The organism is Streptomyces sp. NPDC002209 (assembly GCF_042890265.1).
In the GTDB taxonomy this organism is placed as follows: Bacteria; Actinomycetota; Actinomycetes; order Streptomycetales; family Streptomycetaceae; genus Streptomyces.
The window spans coordinates 78027-91782 of the sequence record NZ_JBIARX010000012.1 but is presented as its reverse complement, the minus strand read 5'-3'; the positions used below and the strand labels follow the sequence as shown (position 1 = coordinate 91782).

Sequence of the window (13756 nt, the reverse complement as noted above, 5' to 3'; positions counted from 1 at the left end):
CGGCCCAGGAAGCCCGCGAGGGCCTCGTACGGGGCCGGCCCTCACCCTCCCGACCCCCTGGCAGGTGCCCGCCCGGGGAGCCCGCCAGGGCCTCGTACGAGGCCGACCCTCACCCTCCCGCTCCCCGGGGCAGGGGCACGCCCGGCAAGCCCGCCAGGGGCTCGTACGGGGCCGGCGCTCAGCCTCCCGCCCCCCTTGGCAGGTGCCCGGCCGGGAAGCCCACCAGAGGCTCGTCCGTGGCCGGTCCTCAGCCTCCCGAGCCCCGGCGGGCGCCCGCCGGGAGAGCCCGCCGGGGCTCGTCTGTGGCCGCTGCTCAACCTCCCGCCCTGGCAGGTGCACGGCCGGGAAGCCCGCCAGAGGCTCGTCCGTGGCCGGTCCTCAGTCGGCGGGCGGCAGCGGCGGCCCCGCTCGGGCGCTGATCGTCGGGGCGAACGGGCCCGTGGCGGGGCCGGCCGACACCTCGGCCACCTCGCCCTGGACGGTGCAGGCGGTCACGGCCGCGCTCTGGGCCCCGGCGACCCGGCGGGCCGCGGCGCAGGCGGCCTCCGGGCCGTGGGTCCAGGTCGCCGCCGCCGCGAGGGCCGCCAGATCGGCGGCCGCCGCCGCGCGGTGCCGGGCTACGACGGCCTGCCCGAGCAGCAGCACACCGCCGAACACCGCCCCCAGCACCGTCACCACCAGCGCCGCCCACACCGTCGCCGAACCCCGGTCCCGGCTCATGGCGGCGGCCCCACGCTGTCCTCGGCCAGAGCCACCGCCTGCGCCCCGAGCCGCACCGGCAGCCCGCCCGGGCCCGGCGCCGGCGCCGCCACCCGGACCCGCCACAGGTCCCCCTCGCGCTCCACCCCGACCTCCGCCCCCGGCGGGGCGGCCGCCCGGGCCGCGGCCACCGCCACGCCCTGCGGCTCCGACCGGACCGCCGCCCGGGCCCCCGCCCGGGCCGCGTCCACACACCGGATCTGCGCGGCCGCCGCCATCAGCGCCCACACCAGCAGGGCCGCGAACAGCACCAGCGCGGGGATCACCAGGGCGGCCTCCGCCGTCACATATCCCCGGTCGCCCGGGCCCCCTCGTCTTTCCTCAGAACGGCACATCGAGTGCCTTTCCGATGGTCGACTGAAGTGCCGTGGAGACCACCTCGCTCGTCACCACCTTGTACAGAACGGCGGCGAATGCACACGCCGCGATCGTGCCCATGGCGTATTCGGAAGTGGACATCCCCGCGTCGTTCGCCCGACCGCTCACCGCGGACCGCAGGCGAAACCAGATGATCCTCATGACGACCTCCCGTTGATTTTCTTCTTGACGTGATCTCAGTTGTGATTTCAGGCTCGGAGTTGAGGTTCGAAGTCGGGGTCCGAGTTCATGCAGTGACTTCAGGTGCCCGAGAGGAGGCCGGAGGCCATTCCGATCACCACCGGGGCCACTCCGACCGCGAGGAACGCGGGGAGGAAACACAGCCCCACCGGAGCGGTGACGAGCACCGCCGCTCGCTGGGCGCGGGCTCCGGCCTGCCGGGCCCGGTCCTCGCGGAGGGCGGTCGCCAGGCGGGAGACCGGCTCCGCGGCCGGAGCCCCGGTCCGGGCGGCCCGCTCCAGGCACTCCGCGAGCACCCGGGCACCCGGTATCTCCGCCAACCTCCCCCACGCATCCCCCGGTTCGCCGCCGAGCCGCAGCTCCGCACCGGCCAGCGCCAGCCGCTCGCCCACCGGGCCGCCCAGCGACTCGCCCACCACCTCCGCGGCCTCCACCGGCGCGGCACCGGCCGCGAGGCAGGCGGCCAACAGATCGGCTGCGAACGGCAGCTGACGCTCCACCTCCTGCGGATCCACCCCGGCCGGCGGCCGCGCCCGCCGCAGCCAGCGCCACACCCCGATCGCCGCACCGCAGCCGGTCAGCACCCCCGGCACCCCGCCGACCAGCACCCAGGCCGCCAGCAGCGCCCCGGTCGGGCCGGCCCATGCGGCCACCGCCGTCCGTATCGCGGACCCGAACACCGGCGCCCGCCTCTCCGGTTCCGCCGACAGCAGCGCGCCGATCCTGCGCCGGGCCGCCCGCGCCCGGACCTGCGCCACCACCGCCGAGGCCGTGCTCAGCACCGCCGCCGCGACGCACACCGCCATCCCCAGCCTGTGGATCGCGAAGCCCCCCATCACCGCTCCCCCGCCCGTACGATCCGCCGGCACCACAGCAGCCCCAGCGCCTCCAGCACCCCGCCCGCCAGCAGGCAGCCCCACCCGACCGGGGTGTGGAGCAGCACGTGGAGCGGATCCGCTCCGAGCCCGGTGCCGATCAGCAGGCCGACCAGCGGCAGCAGGGCGAGCACCGCCGTCGTCGATCTGGCCCCCGCCAGCTGGGCCCGCAGCGACTCCTGCCGGTCCCGCTCGGCCCGCAACGCCCCCTCCAGCCGGTCCAGTCCGGCGGCGAGCCCCGCGCCCCCGTCCACCGAGATCCGCCAGCAGGCGGCCATCCCGGCCAGCCCTTCCGCACCGGGCTCGCGCGACGCCTGCCGCAGCGCTGCCGACACGTCCCCGCCGAACGCCGCGGCGGCCAGCACCCCCGCCTCGGCCGCGCCCGGCCCGCCGGGGCCGGCGGCCGTCCGCCGCATCGCCGCCGTGAGCGCCTGCCCGGGCTGGGCGCCCGACCGGAGCTCGCCCACCGCGGCCCCGCACAGCGCGATCACCTCGGCGGCCCGTGCACTGCGCGCCCGCTCCCGCTGCCGGACCCGCAGCCACCGCCGCACCAGCGGCAGCGCGGCCGCACCCGCCGCCAGCGGGATCACCGACCCGCCCAACACCGCGACCACGAGCCCGGCCCCGAGGCAGGACCACTCCCGCCACCGCGCGGCCCGCACCCGTACGGCGATCACCAGCCGCTCGCGGCGCAGCGGACCGCTGGGCACCAGGGGCCCGCCCCCGGCCAGCACCACCCGGGCCCGCCGGGACACCCGGTCTCCCCCGCCCAGGGCCCAGGCGGCCGTCCCGGCGCACAGCACTCCGGCGAACAGCGGCACCGGCACCGCGGCCACGCCGTTCACCGCGCACCCCGCAGCAGCGGACGCAGCCGCTCCCAGCCCCGCTCCCGCGCGAACCCCCGGGCGGACCAGCGCAGCGCCGGTACGGTGACCACCAGCCCGGCGGCATCCCGTTCCAGTACGTGCACCTCGGCCACCCGGCGGCGCCCGGCCCGGTCCCGGACCAGATGGACCACCAGGGTCAGCGCGGCCGCCAACTGGCTGTGCAGGGCGGCCCGGTCGAGCCCGGCGCTCGTCCCGAGCGCCTCCAGCCGGGCCGGCACGTGCGCGGCCGCATTCGCATGGACCGTGCCACAGCCTCCTTCGTGGCCCGTGTTCAAAGCCGCCAGGAGATCGGCCACTTCGGCGCCCCGGACCTCGCCGACGACGAGCCGGTCCGGCCTCATGCGCAGCGCCTGGCGGACCAGATCCGCCAGCGTGACCAGGCCCGCCCCCTCCTGGTTGGCCGGTCGGGTCTCCAGCCGCACCACATGCGGATGGTCGGGCCGCAGCTCGGCCGAATCCTCGGCGAGGACGATCCGCTCGCCGGGGCCCACCAGCCCCAACAGGGCACTGAGCAGGGTGGTCTTGCCGGTGCCTGTCCCGCCGGAGACGAGGAACGACAGCCGGGCCTCGACCATGTCCCGGAGCAGTGACTGACCGCCCGGCGGCAGCGTGCCCGCCTCGACCAGCTCCTCCAGCGTGAACGCCCGCGGCCTCACCACCCGCAGCGACAGGCAGGCCGAGCCGACCGCCACCGGCGGCAGGACGGCATGCAGCCGGGTGCCGTCCGGCATCCGGGCGTCCACCCAGGGCCGGGCGTCGTCCAGTCGCCGGCCGGCGACGGCCGCCAGCCGCTGGGCGAGCCTGCGCACGGCATCGGCGTCGGCGAACGTCACCCCCGTCAGCTCCAGCCCGCCGCCGCGGTCCACCCACACCCGGTCCGGGGCGGCCACCAGGACATCGGTGGCCTCCGGGTCGGCGAGCAGCGGCTCCAGCGGGCCGGCTCCGACCAGTTCGGACCGCAACTCGGCCGCCACACCCAGCACTTCCGCATCGCCGAGCAGCCGGCCCTGCGCCCGCAGGGCCGCCGCCACCCGGGCCGGGGTCGGCTCCGCCCCGCTCTCGGCGAGCCGCTGCCGCACCGCGTCCAGGAGCACGGCGCTCATGCCGCCACCCCCTGGGCGGGGCCGAGCGCCCGCCGCCAGAAGCCGTCGCAGAACCGGGCCAGCGCGCCCCGCCCCTGCCCGCCCGGCGGTTCCCCCTCGGCGACCCGCCCCGGCAGCCCCACCTCGACCGGCACTTCGCCGGCCAGCGGGACCCCCAACAGCCCGGCCACCGACTCGGCATCGAGCCCGCCCGGACAGCGGCCCCGTACGACCACGCGGACATCCCGGGCCACCATCCGCACCCCGGCCGCGACCCGTCCCGCGGCGGCCACGGCCCGCAACTCGCCCGGCACCACCATCAGCACCAGGTCCAGCTGCGCCAGCGCCTCGGCCACGGCCTCGTCCACCCGCCGGGGCAGGTCGACCACCACGACCCCGCCCCGGCGGCGCGCGGCGGCCAGTACGGAGCGCATCGCCGCGGGCGGCACCACCACCCGGTCCCCGCGGTCCCAGCTGAGCACCCGCAGGGCATGCAGCTCCGGCAGGGACTCCTCCAGCGCGCCGGCGGCCACCCGGCCCCGCGAGGCCGCGAAGTCCGGCCAGCGCAGCCCTTCGGCGCCCTCGCCGCCGAGCAGCACATCCATGCCGCCGCCGAGCGGGTCACCGTCGATGAGGATGGTCCGCTCCCCGGCGCGGGCGGCCCGCAGGGCGAGGGCGCACGCGAGGGTGGAGGCCCCGGCCCCGCCGCTGCCGCCGATCACCCCGACGGCGAGGGCGGGTTTCCCGGCTCCCTCCACCACATCGGCGATGCGGTCGACGAGCCGGCTCTCCGCGTCGGGCAGCCGGAGCACTTCCTCGGCGCCGATCTCCACCGCCCGCTGCCATACGAGGGGGTCGTCCAGATCCCTGCCGACGAGCAGCACCCCGCCGCGGCGCGGAGCACCGCGCACCCGGCGGGCGGCATCGTCCCCGACGAGCACGAGCGGCGCGGACTCCCATCCGACGCTTCCGCGCGGCTCCACGGCGTCCCCGTCACCGCTTTCACCCCTCCCGCCGCTTCCGCCACCGCCCCCTCCGCTTTGCTCCGGCACCGCATGGTGCACATGCGGCTCGGCGCCCGCAGCCGCGCACAGCCGCAGCAGATCGTCGAGCAGCAGCGGGTCCTCGGTGATGATCAGCGGCCGCCCGCCGGCGGGCACCAGCCCGCCCGGAGCGCCCAATGGCCTGATTCCGCCTGCTTCCGCGCGCTCCGGCACTTCACACGACTTCGATCCAGCCACGATCTCCGCCCCCTTCTCACTGCAAATCCCAGCACCGCGGACTTCGCGGCTGGAATCACCGTGCAGCGATCCGGAAAAAGAAGTGGATCTTGCCTCAAAACTGTGGACAACAGGCGCCCTGTGAATAACTCCATCACCCCGACAGGTGAGTTCCAGAGCGCGGCGGAACGACTACGCTCCGTCACGCGTCCGAGGGGGTGAGGGCCTTCGCCACGCACGGCCCGCCGAGGAAGGAGGGCTGCAGGAATGGTCACTTGGGGCCGAAGGCAGGGACGCGAACCGCGTCCGGACATGCGACGACCCCCGCCGGGGGGGAGAGCGGGGGTCGTCCCCACGGTCCGACTCGGGGGGGGAGGAGCCAGACCGGGTTAGCACGGTCGCGAACGATCCGTGACTTCCATGGTGTACCCGAGAGCCTTCTCAGGCAAACCCACGCGCCACACCTTACGCCGAATGGTGGGCGCATATGCTCGGGGCGTGGAAATCCAGCCCTTGCCGCACTCGTCGCCCCGCACCGCAGCCTTCTTCGACCTGGACAAGACGGTCATTGCGAAGTCAAGCACTCTGACGTTCAGCAAGTCCTTCTACCAGGGCGGCCTGATCAACCGCCGAGCCGTGCTGCGCACTGCGTATACCCAGTTCATCTACCTGGTCGGCGGCGCCGACCACGATCAGATGGAGCGGATGCGTGAGTACCTGTCCTCCCTCTGCAAGGGGTGGAACGTCCAACAGGTGCGGGAGATCGTCGCCGAGACCCTGCACGACCTCATCGACCCGCTGATCTACGACGAGGCCGCGTCGCTGATCGAGGCGCACCACACCGCGGGCCGCGATGTGGTGATCGTGTCGACGTCGGGCGCGGAAGTCGTCGAGCCGATCGGCGAGATGCTCGGTGCGGACCGGGTCGTCGCCACGCGGATGGTCATCGGCGAGGACGGCTGCTTCACCGGCGAGATCGAGTACTACGCCTACGGGCCCACCAAGGCCGAGGCCGTTCGGGAACTCGCGGAGTCCGAGGGGTACGACCTCTCGCGGTGCTACGCGTACAGCGACTCGGTGACGGACATCCCGATGCTGGAAGCGGTCGGGCACCCGCACGCCGTCAATCCCGACCGGGCGCTGCGCAAGGAGGCGGTGGCGCGGGAGTGGCCGGTGCTGGTGTTCAACCGGCCGGTGCGGTTGAAGCAGCGGCTGCCCGGGCTGTCGATGCCGGCGCGGCCGGCGCTGGTCGCTGCGGCGGCGGTGGGTGCGGCTGCGGCTACCGCCGGGCTGGTCTGGTACGCCAGCCGGCGACGGGCGACTGCCCTGGCTGCCGCCGCGTCTGCCTGACCGGGCCCCCGGGGCTGCCGCCCCGATCCCGGCGGGTGGCCAGTTCCCGCCAGGCGGCGGCAGGTTCCCGCCGCCCCGCTGGCCGTCGTCAACAGGGCGCTGCCCCGGCCCCGTCCCCGACAGCCCCGCCAAGGGCGGCAGGTGCCGGCCGAGTGGCGGCCGGACCCCGGCGGGCGGCGCGTCCTTGCACGCTGCCGGTGCGTGCCGCCTGCCGCTGCGCGGGGCTTCTCTCCCCGCCCCGCCCTTCTCCCGTTCACCGGGCTCTGCCCGGACTCGCCCCTCAAACGCCGGGAGGGCTGAAAGACCCCCGGGCGGAGGCCCCGCGGGGGCCGGGGCGGGGGCTGCGGCGGGGTGGCTTACCGGGGTTGAGCTGCGGGGATGCGGGGTGTCCAGATCGTTCCGAGACGTCCCGGAAAGTAAAAAAAGTGGGTAGGGGTTCCGCTTGTCACCGAAGCGGAGTACAAAGGAGTCAACGGCCCGCGAGACCAAAGAACATCCGAGAGGATCATCTTTAAAACGCAGTAAGGCCCACGGACCGAAGCATGAACGCCGAGCACCCACGCGACGTCGACCCGTCGATTACGGGCCAGCCGCACCAGGTGACGGGCAAAGTCCCCGACCTGATGGGCAACTATCGAGGACGCTTGGTAACTGGGCGTAAATGCCAGCGGCGACACCAGAGCAAGACGGTGTCGCCGCAACCCTGTGTCCGGACAGGCCAGCCCCGGGGCCGTTACGCCGCGCCGCGCTGCAGGGCCTCGCAGACCGCCGTCGACTCGCGGACGCCGAGCTCGATCGCACGGCCGCAGTGCGCGATCCAGGCCGCCATTCCCTCCGCGGTCCCGGAGACGTAGCCCTCGAAGGCCGCCAGGTACGCGTCCCGACCCTGCTCCGCGTGACCGACCTCCGCCGGGCAGATCGCCTTCGGGTCCAGACCGCTGTTGATCAGCACGATCCGTTCCGCCGCCCGCGCGACCAGCCCGTTGTACGAGCCGAACGGACGCAGCGCCAGCAGTTCGCCGTGCACCACCGCCGACGTGACCAGCGCCGGAGCCGAGCCGCCCGCGATGATCAGCCGGGACAGGCCGTCCAGGCGGCCCGCCACCTCCTCCGCGCTCGGGAGCGGAGCGGTGATCAGGGGTTCGTCCACCGGTTCGCCCGCCAGCCGCGGGCGGCCCACCACGTCGCCTTCGGCCGTGGACCCCGACGCGACCAGGTGCAGGCGCGCCAGCACCCGCAGCGGCGACTGGCGCCAGATGCTCAGCAGCTGCCCGGCCTCCGCCGTCAGGCGCAGGGCGGCGCCCACCGTGCGCGCCTGCGCCTCCGCCCCGAAGTCGGTCCGGCGGCGCACCTCCTCCAGCGCCCAGTCCGCCCCGGACAGCGCGGCGCTCCCACGGGCCCCGCGCAGCGCGGCCTCCGAGGTGATCTCCCCGCTGCGCCGGCGCATCACCCGGTGCCCGTAGACGCGGTCCACGGCCTTGCGTACGGAATCCACGGATTCGGCGACGCCCGGGAGCGAACCCAGGGCGGCCAGCGGGTCAGAAGCGCTACTCATAAGTAAGGAGCCTACGCACTGGACGTCCTCGTCACCGAGCCCTCCTTGGAGTGGTCTTCTTCACTTACAAGGGCCACGGAAAGCGACCGACAGACTACGCTTGGTGAACATGAAGATCGCTTTCGTGGGAAAGGGCGGCAGCGGCAAGACGACCCTGTCCTCCCTCTTCATCCGCCACCTCGCAGCCAATGAGGCCCCCGTCGTCGCGGTGGACGCCGACATCAACCAGCACCTGGGCGCCGCGCTCGGACTCGGCGAGGACGAGGCCGCCGCGCTGCCCGCCCTGGGCGCGCACCTGCCCCTGATCAAGGAGTACCTGCGGGGCTCCAACCCGCGCATCGCCTCCGCCGACACGATGATCAAGACCACTCCGCCCGGCGCCGGATCGCGCCTGCTGCGGGTCACCGAGGACAACCCGGTGTACGAGGCCTGCGCGCGCACGCTGCTGCTCGACGGGGAGCCCGTACGGCTGATGGCGACCGGGCCGTTCACCGAGTCGGACCTCGGCGTCGCCTGCTACCACTCCAAGGTCGGGGCGGTCGAGCTCTGCCTCAACCACCTGGTCGACGGCCCGGACGAGTACGTCGTGGTCGACATGACCGCAGGCTCGGACTCCTTCGCCTCGGGCATGTTCACCCGCTTCGACGTGACCTTCCTGGTCGCCGAGCCGACCCGCAAGGGCATCTCGGTCTACCGCCAGTACAAGGAGTACGCCCGGGACTTCGGCGTCGCGCTCAAGGTCATCGGCAACAAGGTGCAGGGCACGGAGGACATCGAGTTCCTCCAGGACGAGGTCGGGGAGGACCTGCTGGTCACCGTCGGGCACTCCGACTGGGTGCGGGCGATGGAGAAGGGCCGGCCGGCGGCGTTCGAGCTGCTCGAGGCGAGCAACCGGCTGGCCCTGCAGGCCCTCCAGGACGCGGCCGACGACTCGTACGCCCACCGCGACTGGGAGCGGTACACCGAGCAGATGGTCCACTTCCACCTGCGGAACGCGGAGAGCTGGGGCAACGCCAAGACCGGGGCCGACCTGGCCGCCCAGGTCGACCCCGATTTCGTCCTGCGGGAGACCGCCGGCGGTGCGCCGGCGGCCCCGGACCTCGTCAGTCCTCGTCCGCACCCTCTTCGGCCGGCTCCGCAGCCGGCTTGACCCCGGCGGGGGCGGCCGGCTTGGCCGGCGGCCCCGCCGTCAGGAACTTGGTCCAGCCCTCCTTGGGCGCCTCGCCGACGTCGAGGCCGCGCATCCACTCCAGGACCTTCGGGTCCTGCGCGTCCAGCCAGTCGACCAGCTCGCGGAACGGCACGCAGCGGACCTCCTTCTGCGTGCACATCGACTGGATGGAGTCCTCGACGGCCTTCATGTACGTGCCGCCGTTCCAGGACTCGAAGTGGTTGCCGATGATCAGCGGCGCGCGGTTGCCCTGGTAGACCCGGTCGAAGGCCTGCTGGAGGCCTTCGCGCATCTGCTCGCCCCAGTACGCGTGCTGCGAGGGGTCGCCCTGAGTGGTCGTCCCGGACTGGTTGACCAGGTAGTTGTAGTCCATGCTCAGGGTGTCGAAGGCGCGGCCCGGCATGGGCACCAGCTGGAGCGGGACGTCCCAGAGCCCGTCCGTCTTCTTCGGCCAGATCTGCTTGCTGATGCCGCTGGAGTCGTAGCGGAAGCCCATGTCCTTGGCCGCCAGCATGAAGTTCTTCTGGCCTTCGAGGCACGGGGTGCGGGCGCCGATGAGCTCCTTGTCGTAGTCGAACGGGAGCGGCTCCAGGCCCTTGAGGTCCGGCGTGTTGGTCTTCCAGTTCTTGACGAACGACTTGGCCTGGTTGATCTCGCTCTTCCACTCCGGCACGGACCAGGTGCCGACGCCGCCGTCGGGACCGCAGAAGTGGCCGTTGAAGTGGGTGCCGATCTCGTTGCCCTCGAGCCAGGCCGCACGGACCTGGGTGGCCGTGTCCTTGATGCCCTGGGGATCGCCGAAGCCGATGTCGGAGCGGCCCGACTCGTGCTGCGGGGCCGTGTAGAGGGAACGTTTCTCCTCAGGGAGCATGTACACGCCGCTGAGGAAGTACGTCATCCGGGCGTTGTACTTCTTGCCGACCTCGCGGAAGTGCGAGAAGAGCTTTTGGCTGTCCTCGCCGGCCCCGTCCCACGAGAACACCACGAACTGCGGCGGCTTCTCGCCGGGCTTCAGTTTCTGCGGCTTCGGCACGTTCGGCTGCGCACCCGTGTACGCGGTCGAGCCGTCGCCGATGAGCCGGTTGAGGCTGCCGGGGGCGGCCTCCGGGGCGGCGGCGCCCTTCTTGCCGTTCGGACCCCCGGGGGACGGGGGTTTGGCACCTTCGGAGGTGCTGCACCCGGCGACGCCCAGCACCAGCGCCGTGGCGACCAGGCCGCCGGCGATCTTCTTCGTGGCGGCGATCATCCGTCCACCTCTCCTCGCGGTTCCATTGCGGGTCTTCCGCGCCGCAACGTCCCATGCGGTCCGCCGTGAAGATGATGTGACAAGCCGGACAAAATGCTTAATCACCCTTGAGTGCTATTTCGTAGACCGTTTGCCCCCATTACCGCCCGAGATCCTTTACTCTCCATTACCTTTCATTTACTGAGTGTTGAGACTCCCGCCGCTTCATCCCTCCGTAGAGGAGACGGGACCTATGACAGCCACCTCCCCCCTGCCCGCAGCCGAAGAACTCGACAGCACGCCCGGCGGCAACCCCTCCGGCACGCCCGACGCCACGCCCGGCAGCACGCCCGGCGGCAACGCCGGCGACACGGCCGGCAGCACAGTCGGCACCAAGGCCGGCGGCGCGCCCCGCCGCGGCCACCGCGCCGACTTCCACGCCGATCTCTCCGCCTCCCTGACCGTCTTCCTGATCGCCCTGCCGCTCTCCCTCGCCATCGCCCTGGCCACCGGTGCCCCCCTCCAGGCGGGCCTGGTGGCCGCGGCCGTCGGCGGGATCGTGGCCGGGCGCCTGGGCGGAGCCCCCCTCCAGGTGAGCGGGCCCGCGACCGGACTGACTGTCGTCACCGCCGAGTTGATCCAGCGCTACGGCTGGCGCACCACCTGCGCCGTCACCGTGCTCGCCGGCTGCTGCCAGCTCGGGCTCGCCGCGCTGCGCACCGCCCGTTCGGCGCTCATGGTCAGCCCGGCCATCGTGCACGGCATGCTCGCGGGCGTGGGCGTCACGATCGCGCTCGCCCAGCTGCACATCGTCCTCGGCGGCACCCCGCAGAGCTCCGCCCTCGCCAACGTCACGGGGCTGCCGGGCCAGTTGGCCCATCTGCACCCGGCGGCGCTCGGCGTCAGCGCCGTGACCCTCGTCGTCCTGCTCGGCTGGCCGCGGCTGCCCGGGCGGGTGGGGCTCGCCCTGCGCAAGGTGCCGGCAGCGCTCGCCGCCGTCGCCACCGCCACGGCCTTCGCCGCACTGGCCGGGCTCTCGCTGCCCCGGGTGGACCTGCCGTCCTGGAGCAGCCACGCCCTGCCCGAGCTGCCCGAGGGCCCCGTTCTCGGCATCATCGCGGCCGTCCTGACGGTCACCCTGGTCGGCAGCGTGGAGTCCCTGCTGTCCGCGGTCGCCACCGACAAGCTGATCGCCACCCAGCGGCGTACGGGCAACCGCCCTCCGCGCGCCGACCTCGACCGGGAGCTGCGCGGCCAGGGCGCGGCGAACATCCTCTCCGGAGCGCTGGGCGGGCTGCCCATCGCGGGCGGCGCGGTCCGCAGCATGGCGAACGTCAAGTCCGGGGCCGCCGGCCGGCGGTCGGTCATGCTGCACGGGCTCTGGATCCTGCTCGCGGCCGGGCTGCTCGTCCCGGTCCTCGACCTGATCCCGCTCGCCGCGCTGGCGGCCCTGGTGATGGCGGTGGGCGTGCAGATGGTGAACGCCACGCATCTGCGGACGGTCACCCGGCACCGCGAGATCCTGGTCTACGCGACGACGATCGCGGCGGTCGTACTCGGCGGGGTGCTGGCGGGCGTCGCCATCGGCATCGCCGTGGCCGTCGCGATGGCCCTGCACCGGCTGGCCCGGACCCGGATCACGGTCGAGGTGCACGGCGGGGTCCACCGGGTGTGTGCGCGCGGGCAGTTGACCTTCCTCGCGGTGCCGCGGCTGAGCCGGGTGCTGAACCAGATCCCGCCGGGCGGGCGCGTGGTGGTCGAGCTGGACGGCTCGTTCATGGACCACGCGGCGTACGAGACGCTCCAGGACTGGCAGGACTCCCATCTGGTGCACGGGGGCTCGCTGGAGGTCACCGGCCGCTCCACCACGAGGACGGCCGGGCTGAACCGGCCGGACCTCGCCGCCCGGGCGGACCGCGCGCCGGACCACGCCGAAGAGGCGGACCGCGCCGACCGGGCGGACCGGGCGGACCGCGCCGAGAGGTCCCCGCGCGGCGGGCACCACTGCTGCCGCCCCTGGACCCCGTGGAAGAACCACTGCGACCACCGGCCGGAGGGCGAGCCTACGATCCCCGGCGCGGCCACGGCCCCCGATGCGGCGGAGGTGGTGGAGGCGGCGCCGCCGCGGGCCCCGCGCCGCCGCGGCGCCGGCCAACTGGCGAGCGGGATCAGCGCCTTCCAGCGGGACACCGCGCCGCACGTCCGCGACGAGCTGGCCCGGCTGGCCCGGGAGGGGCAGCGGCCTTCGCAGCTCTTCCTGACCTGCGCGGACTCACGCCTGGTGACCAGCATGATCACGGCCAGCGGCCCCGGCGACCTGTTCACCGTCCGCAACGTCGGCAATCTGGTCCCCCTGCCGGGCGCCGAGTCCACGGACGATTCGGTCGCGGCGGCCATCGAGTACGCCGTGGACGTCCTCAAGGTGGACAGCATCACGGTGTGCGGGCACTCCGGGTGCGGGGCCATGCAGGCGCTGCTGAACTCCACTCCCGGGGCCCCGATGACCCCCCTGCGCCGGTGGCTGCGGCACGGGCTGCCCAGCCTGGAGCGGATGGCGAGCCGCCACCACGCCTGGGCCCGGATCGCGGGCCGGCTCCCGGCGGATGCCGTGGAGCAGCTGTGCCTGACCAACGTGGTGCAGCAGCTGGAGCACCTGCGGGCGCACGAATCGGTGGCCCGGCGGCTCGCCGAGGGCACGCTGGAGCTGCACGGGATGTACTTCCACGTGGGCGAGGCGCAGGCGTACCTGCTGTCCGAAGGCGAGGACTTCTTCGACTGCCGGGTGTTCGACAGCGTCGGACTGCACGTCTGAATGATGACCGGATGATGACCGAATCGCCGTCGCCGACAGATCCTGATCAAGGTCGAGGCTGAACCGGTACCCTCCGGTATCCGTGCCACTGAGTGGCCCCTTTCCGCACCCTGCAGCGGGAAGGGGCCACTCTGCGCGTGGGCCGACGCGGGCCCGGCCGCACTATAGGTCTAAACCAATTTTCGGCTACCCCTTGTCACCGGGGCCGCCGACTGATGAGCTATGCCCCGGGGACACAACGGACACCCTGGGAAAGGGAGAT

12 protein-coding genes are annotated in these 13756 nt (G+C 73.7%); 3 read left to right on the top strand and 9 right to left on the bottom strand.

Annotation, left to right across the window (positions count from 1 at the left end; genetic code table 11):
* Window positions 1-378: 378 nt before the first annotated feature.
* The 7 genes from ACFYXK_RS23515 to ssd all read right to left on the bottom strand — a co-directional run bounded on the left by ACFYXK_RS23515 (window position 379) and on the right by ssd (window position 5351).
* The gene (locus ACFYXK_RS23515; protein ID WP_389412872.1) at window positions 379-720 is read right to left on the bottom strand and encodes an Rv3654c family TadE-like protein; all 342 of its coding nucleotides are present in this window, start codon (window positions 718-720) and stop codon (window positions 379-381) included.
* Complete coding sequence (locus ACFYXK_RS23510) at window positions 717-1046, bottom strand: TadE family type IV pilus minor pilin (protein WP_389412871.1); 330 nt, start codon at window positions 1044-1046, stop codon at window positions 717-719. The genes ACFYXK_RS23515 and ACFYXK_RS23510 overlap by 4 nt, the downstream gene beginning before the upstream one ends.
* A 34-nt stretch (window positions 1047-1080) precedes the next feature.
* On the bottom strand, window positions 1081-1278 hold the full coding sequence (locus ACFYXK_RS23505) for a DUF4244 domain-containing protein (RefSeq protein ID WP_389412870.1): 198 nt from the start codon (window positions 1276-1278) through the stop codon (window positions 1081-1083).
* A 98-nt stretch (window positions 1279-1376) separates the two neighbouring features.
* Window positions 1377-2153: a type II secretion system F family protein gene (locus ACFYXK_RS23500; protein ID WP_389412869.1), complete on the bottom strand. Its 777-nt coding sequence runs from the start codon at window positions 2151-2153 to the stop codon at window positions 1377-1379.
* Complete coding sequence (locus ACFYXK_RS23495) at window positions 2153-3028, bottom strand: type II secretion system F family protein (protein WP_389412868.1); 876 nt, start codon at window positions 3026-3028, stop codon at window positions 2153-2155. Before ACFYXK_RS23495 ends, ACFYXK_RS23500 begins: the two co-directional genes overlap by 1 nt.
* A 5-nt stretch (window positions 3029-3033) precedes the next feature.
* Window positions 3034-4182 carry a TadA family conjugal transfer-associated ATPase gene (locus ACFYXK_RS23490; RefSeq protein ID WP_383506100.1) on the bottom strand — a complete coding sequence of 383 codons (1149 nt, stop codon included), beginning with the start codon at window positions 4180-4182 and terminating at the stop codon, window positions 3034-3036.
* On the bottom strand, window positions 4179-5351 hold the full coding sequence (gene ssd, locus ACFYXK_RS23485) for a septum site-determining protein Ssd (RefSeq protein ID WP_389412949.1): 1173 nt from the start codon (window positions 5349-5351) through the stop codon (window positions 4179-4181). The genes ACFYXK_RS23490 and ssd overlap by 4 nt, the downstream gene beginning before the upstream one ends.
* A 543-nt stretch (window positions 5352-5894) precedes the next feature.
* Here ssd and ACFYXK_RS23480 point away from each other — a divergent pair.
* The gene (locus tag ACFYXK_RS23480; protein WP_389412948.1) at window positions 5895-6731 is read left to right on the top strand and encodes an HAD family hydrolase; all 837 of its coding nucleotides are present in this window, start codon (window positions 5895-5897) and stop codon (window positions 6729-6731) included.
* Between the two features lie 733 nt (window positions 6732-7464).
* Here the strand turns inward: ACFYXK_RS23480 and ACFYXK_RS23475 are convergent.
* Window positions 7465-8286 (bottom strand): oxidoreductase, encoded by an 822-nt coding sequence (locus ACFYXK_RS23475; RefSeq protein WP_383506103.1) that lies wholly within the window; start codon window positions 8284-8286, stop codon window positions 7465-7467.
* Window positions 8287-8395: 109 nt separating this feature from the next.
* On the opposite strand from ACFYXK_RS23475, the gene ACFYXK_RS23470 reads away from it, so the two are divergent.
* Entirely contained in the window at window positions 8396-9436 is a 1041-nt protein-coding gene (locus ACFYXK_RS23470) for an ATP-binding protein (protein WP_389412867.1), read from the top strand.
* Here the strand turns inward: ACFYXK_RS23470 and ACFYXK_RS23465 are convergent.
* On the bottom strand, window positions 9390-10703 hold the full coding sequence (locus ACFYXK_RS23465) for a hypothetical protein (protein ID WP_389412866.1): 1314 nt from the start codon (window positions 10701-10703) through the stop codon (window positions 9390-9392). The genes ACFYXK_RS23470 and ACFYXK_RS23465 overlap by 47 nt on opposite strands.
* Window positions 10704-10935: 232 nt before the next feature.
* On the opposite strand from ACFYXK_RS23465, the gene ACFYXK_RS23460 reads away from it, so the two are divergent.
* Complete coding sequence (locus tag ACFYXK_RS23460) at window positions 10936-13494, top strand: SulP family inorganic anion transporter (protein WP_389412865.1); 2559 nt, start codon at window positions 10936-10938, stop codon at window positions 13492-13494.
* The last annotated feature ends 262 nt before the right edge of the window (window positions 13495-13756 follow it).

What these genes read in the sequence shown, in the direction of transcription:
- ACFYXK_RS23515 (WP_389412872.1), bottom strand. Translation starts at nt 720, where the DNA reads ATGAGCCGGGACCGGGGTTCGGCGACGGTGTGGGCGGCGCTGGTGGTG.
- ACFYXK_RS23505 (WP_389412870.1), bottom strand. Translation starts at nt 1,278, where the DNA reads ATGAGGATCATCTGGTTTCGCCTGCGGTCCGCGGTGAGCGGTCGGGCG.
- ACFYXK_RS23500 (WP_389412869.1), bottom strand. Translation starts at nt 2,153, where the DNA reads ATGGGGGGCTTCGCGATCCACAGGCTGGGGATGGCGGTGTGCGTCGCG.
- ACFYXK_RS23490 (WP_383506100.1), bottom strand. Translation starts at nt 4,182, where the DNA reads ATGAGCGCCGTGCTCCTGGACGCGGTGCGGCAGCGGCTCGCCGAGAGC.
- ACFYXK_RS23475 (WP_383506103.1), bottom strand. Translation starts at nt 8,286, where the DNA reads ATGAGTAGCGCTTCTGACCCGCTGGCCGCCCTGGGTTCGCTCCCGGGC.
- ACFYXK_RS23470 (WP_389412867.1), top strand. Translation starts at nt 8,396, where the DNA reads ATGAAGATCGCTTTCGTGGGAAAGGGCGGCAGCGGCAAGACGACCCTG.
- ACFYXK_RS23465 (WP_389412866.1), bottom strand. Translation starts at nt 10,703, where the DNA reads ATGATCGCCGCCACGAAGAAGATCGCCGGCGGCCTGGTCGCCACGGCG.
- ACFYXK_RS23460 (WP_389412865.1), top strand. Translation starts at nt 10,936, where the DNA reads ATGACAGCCACCTCCCCCCTGCCCGCAGCCGAAGAACTCGACAGCACG.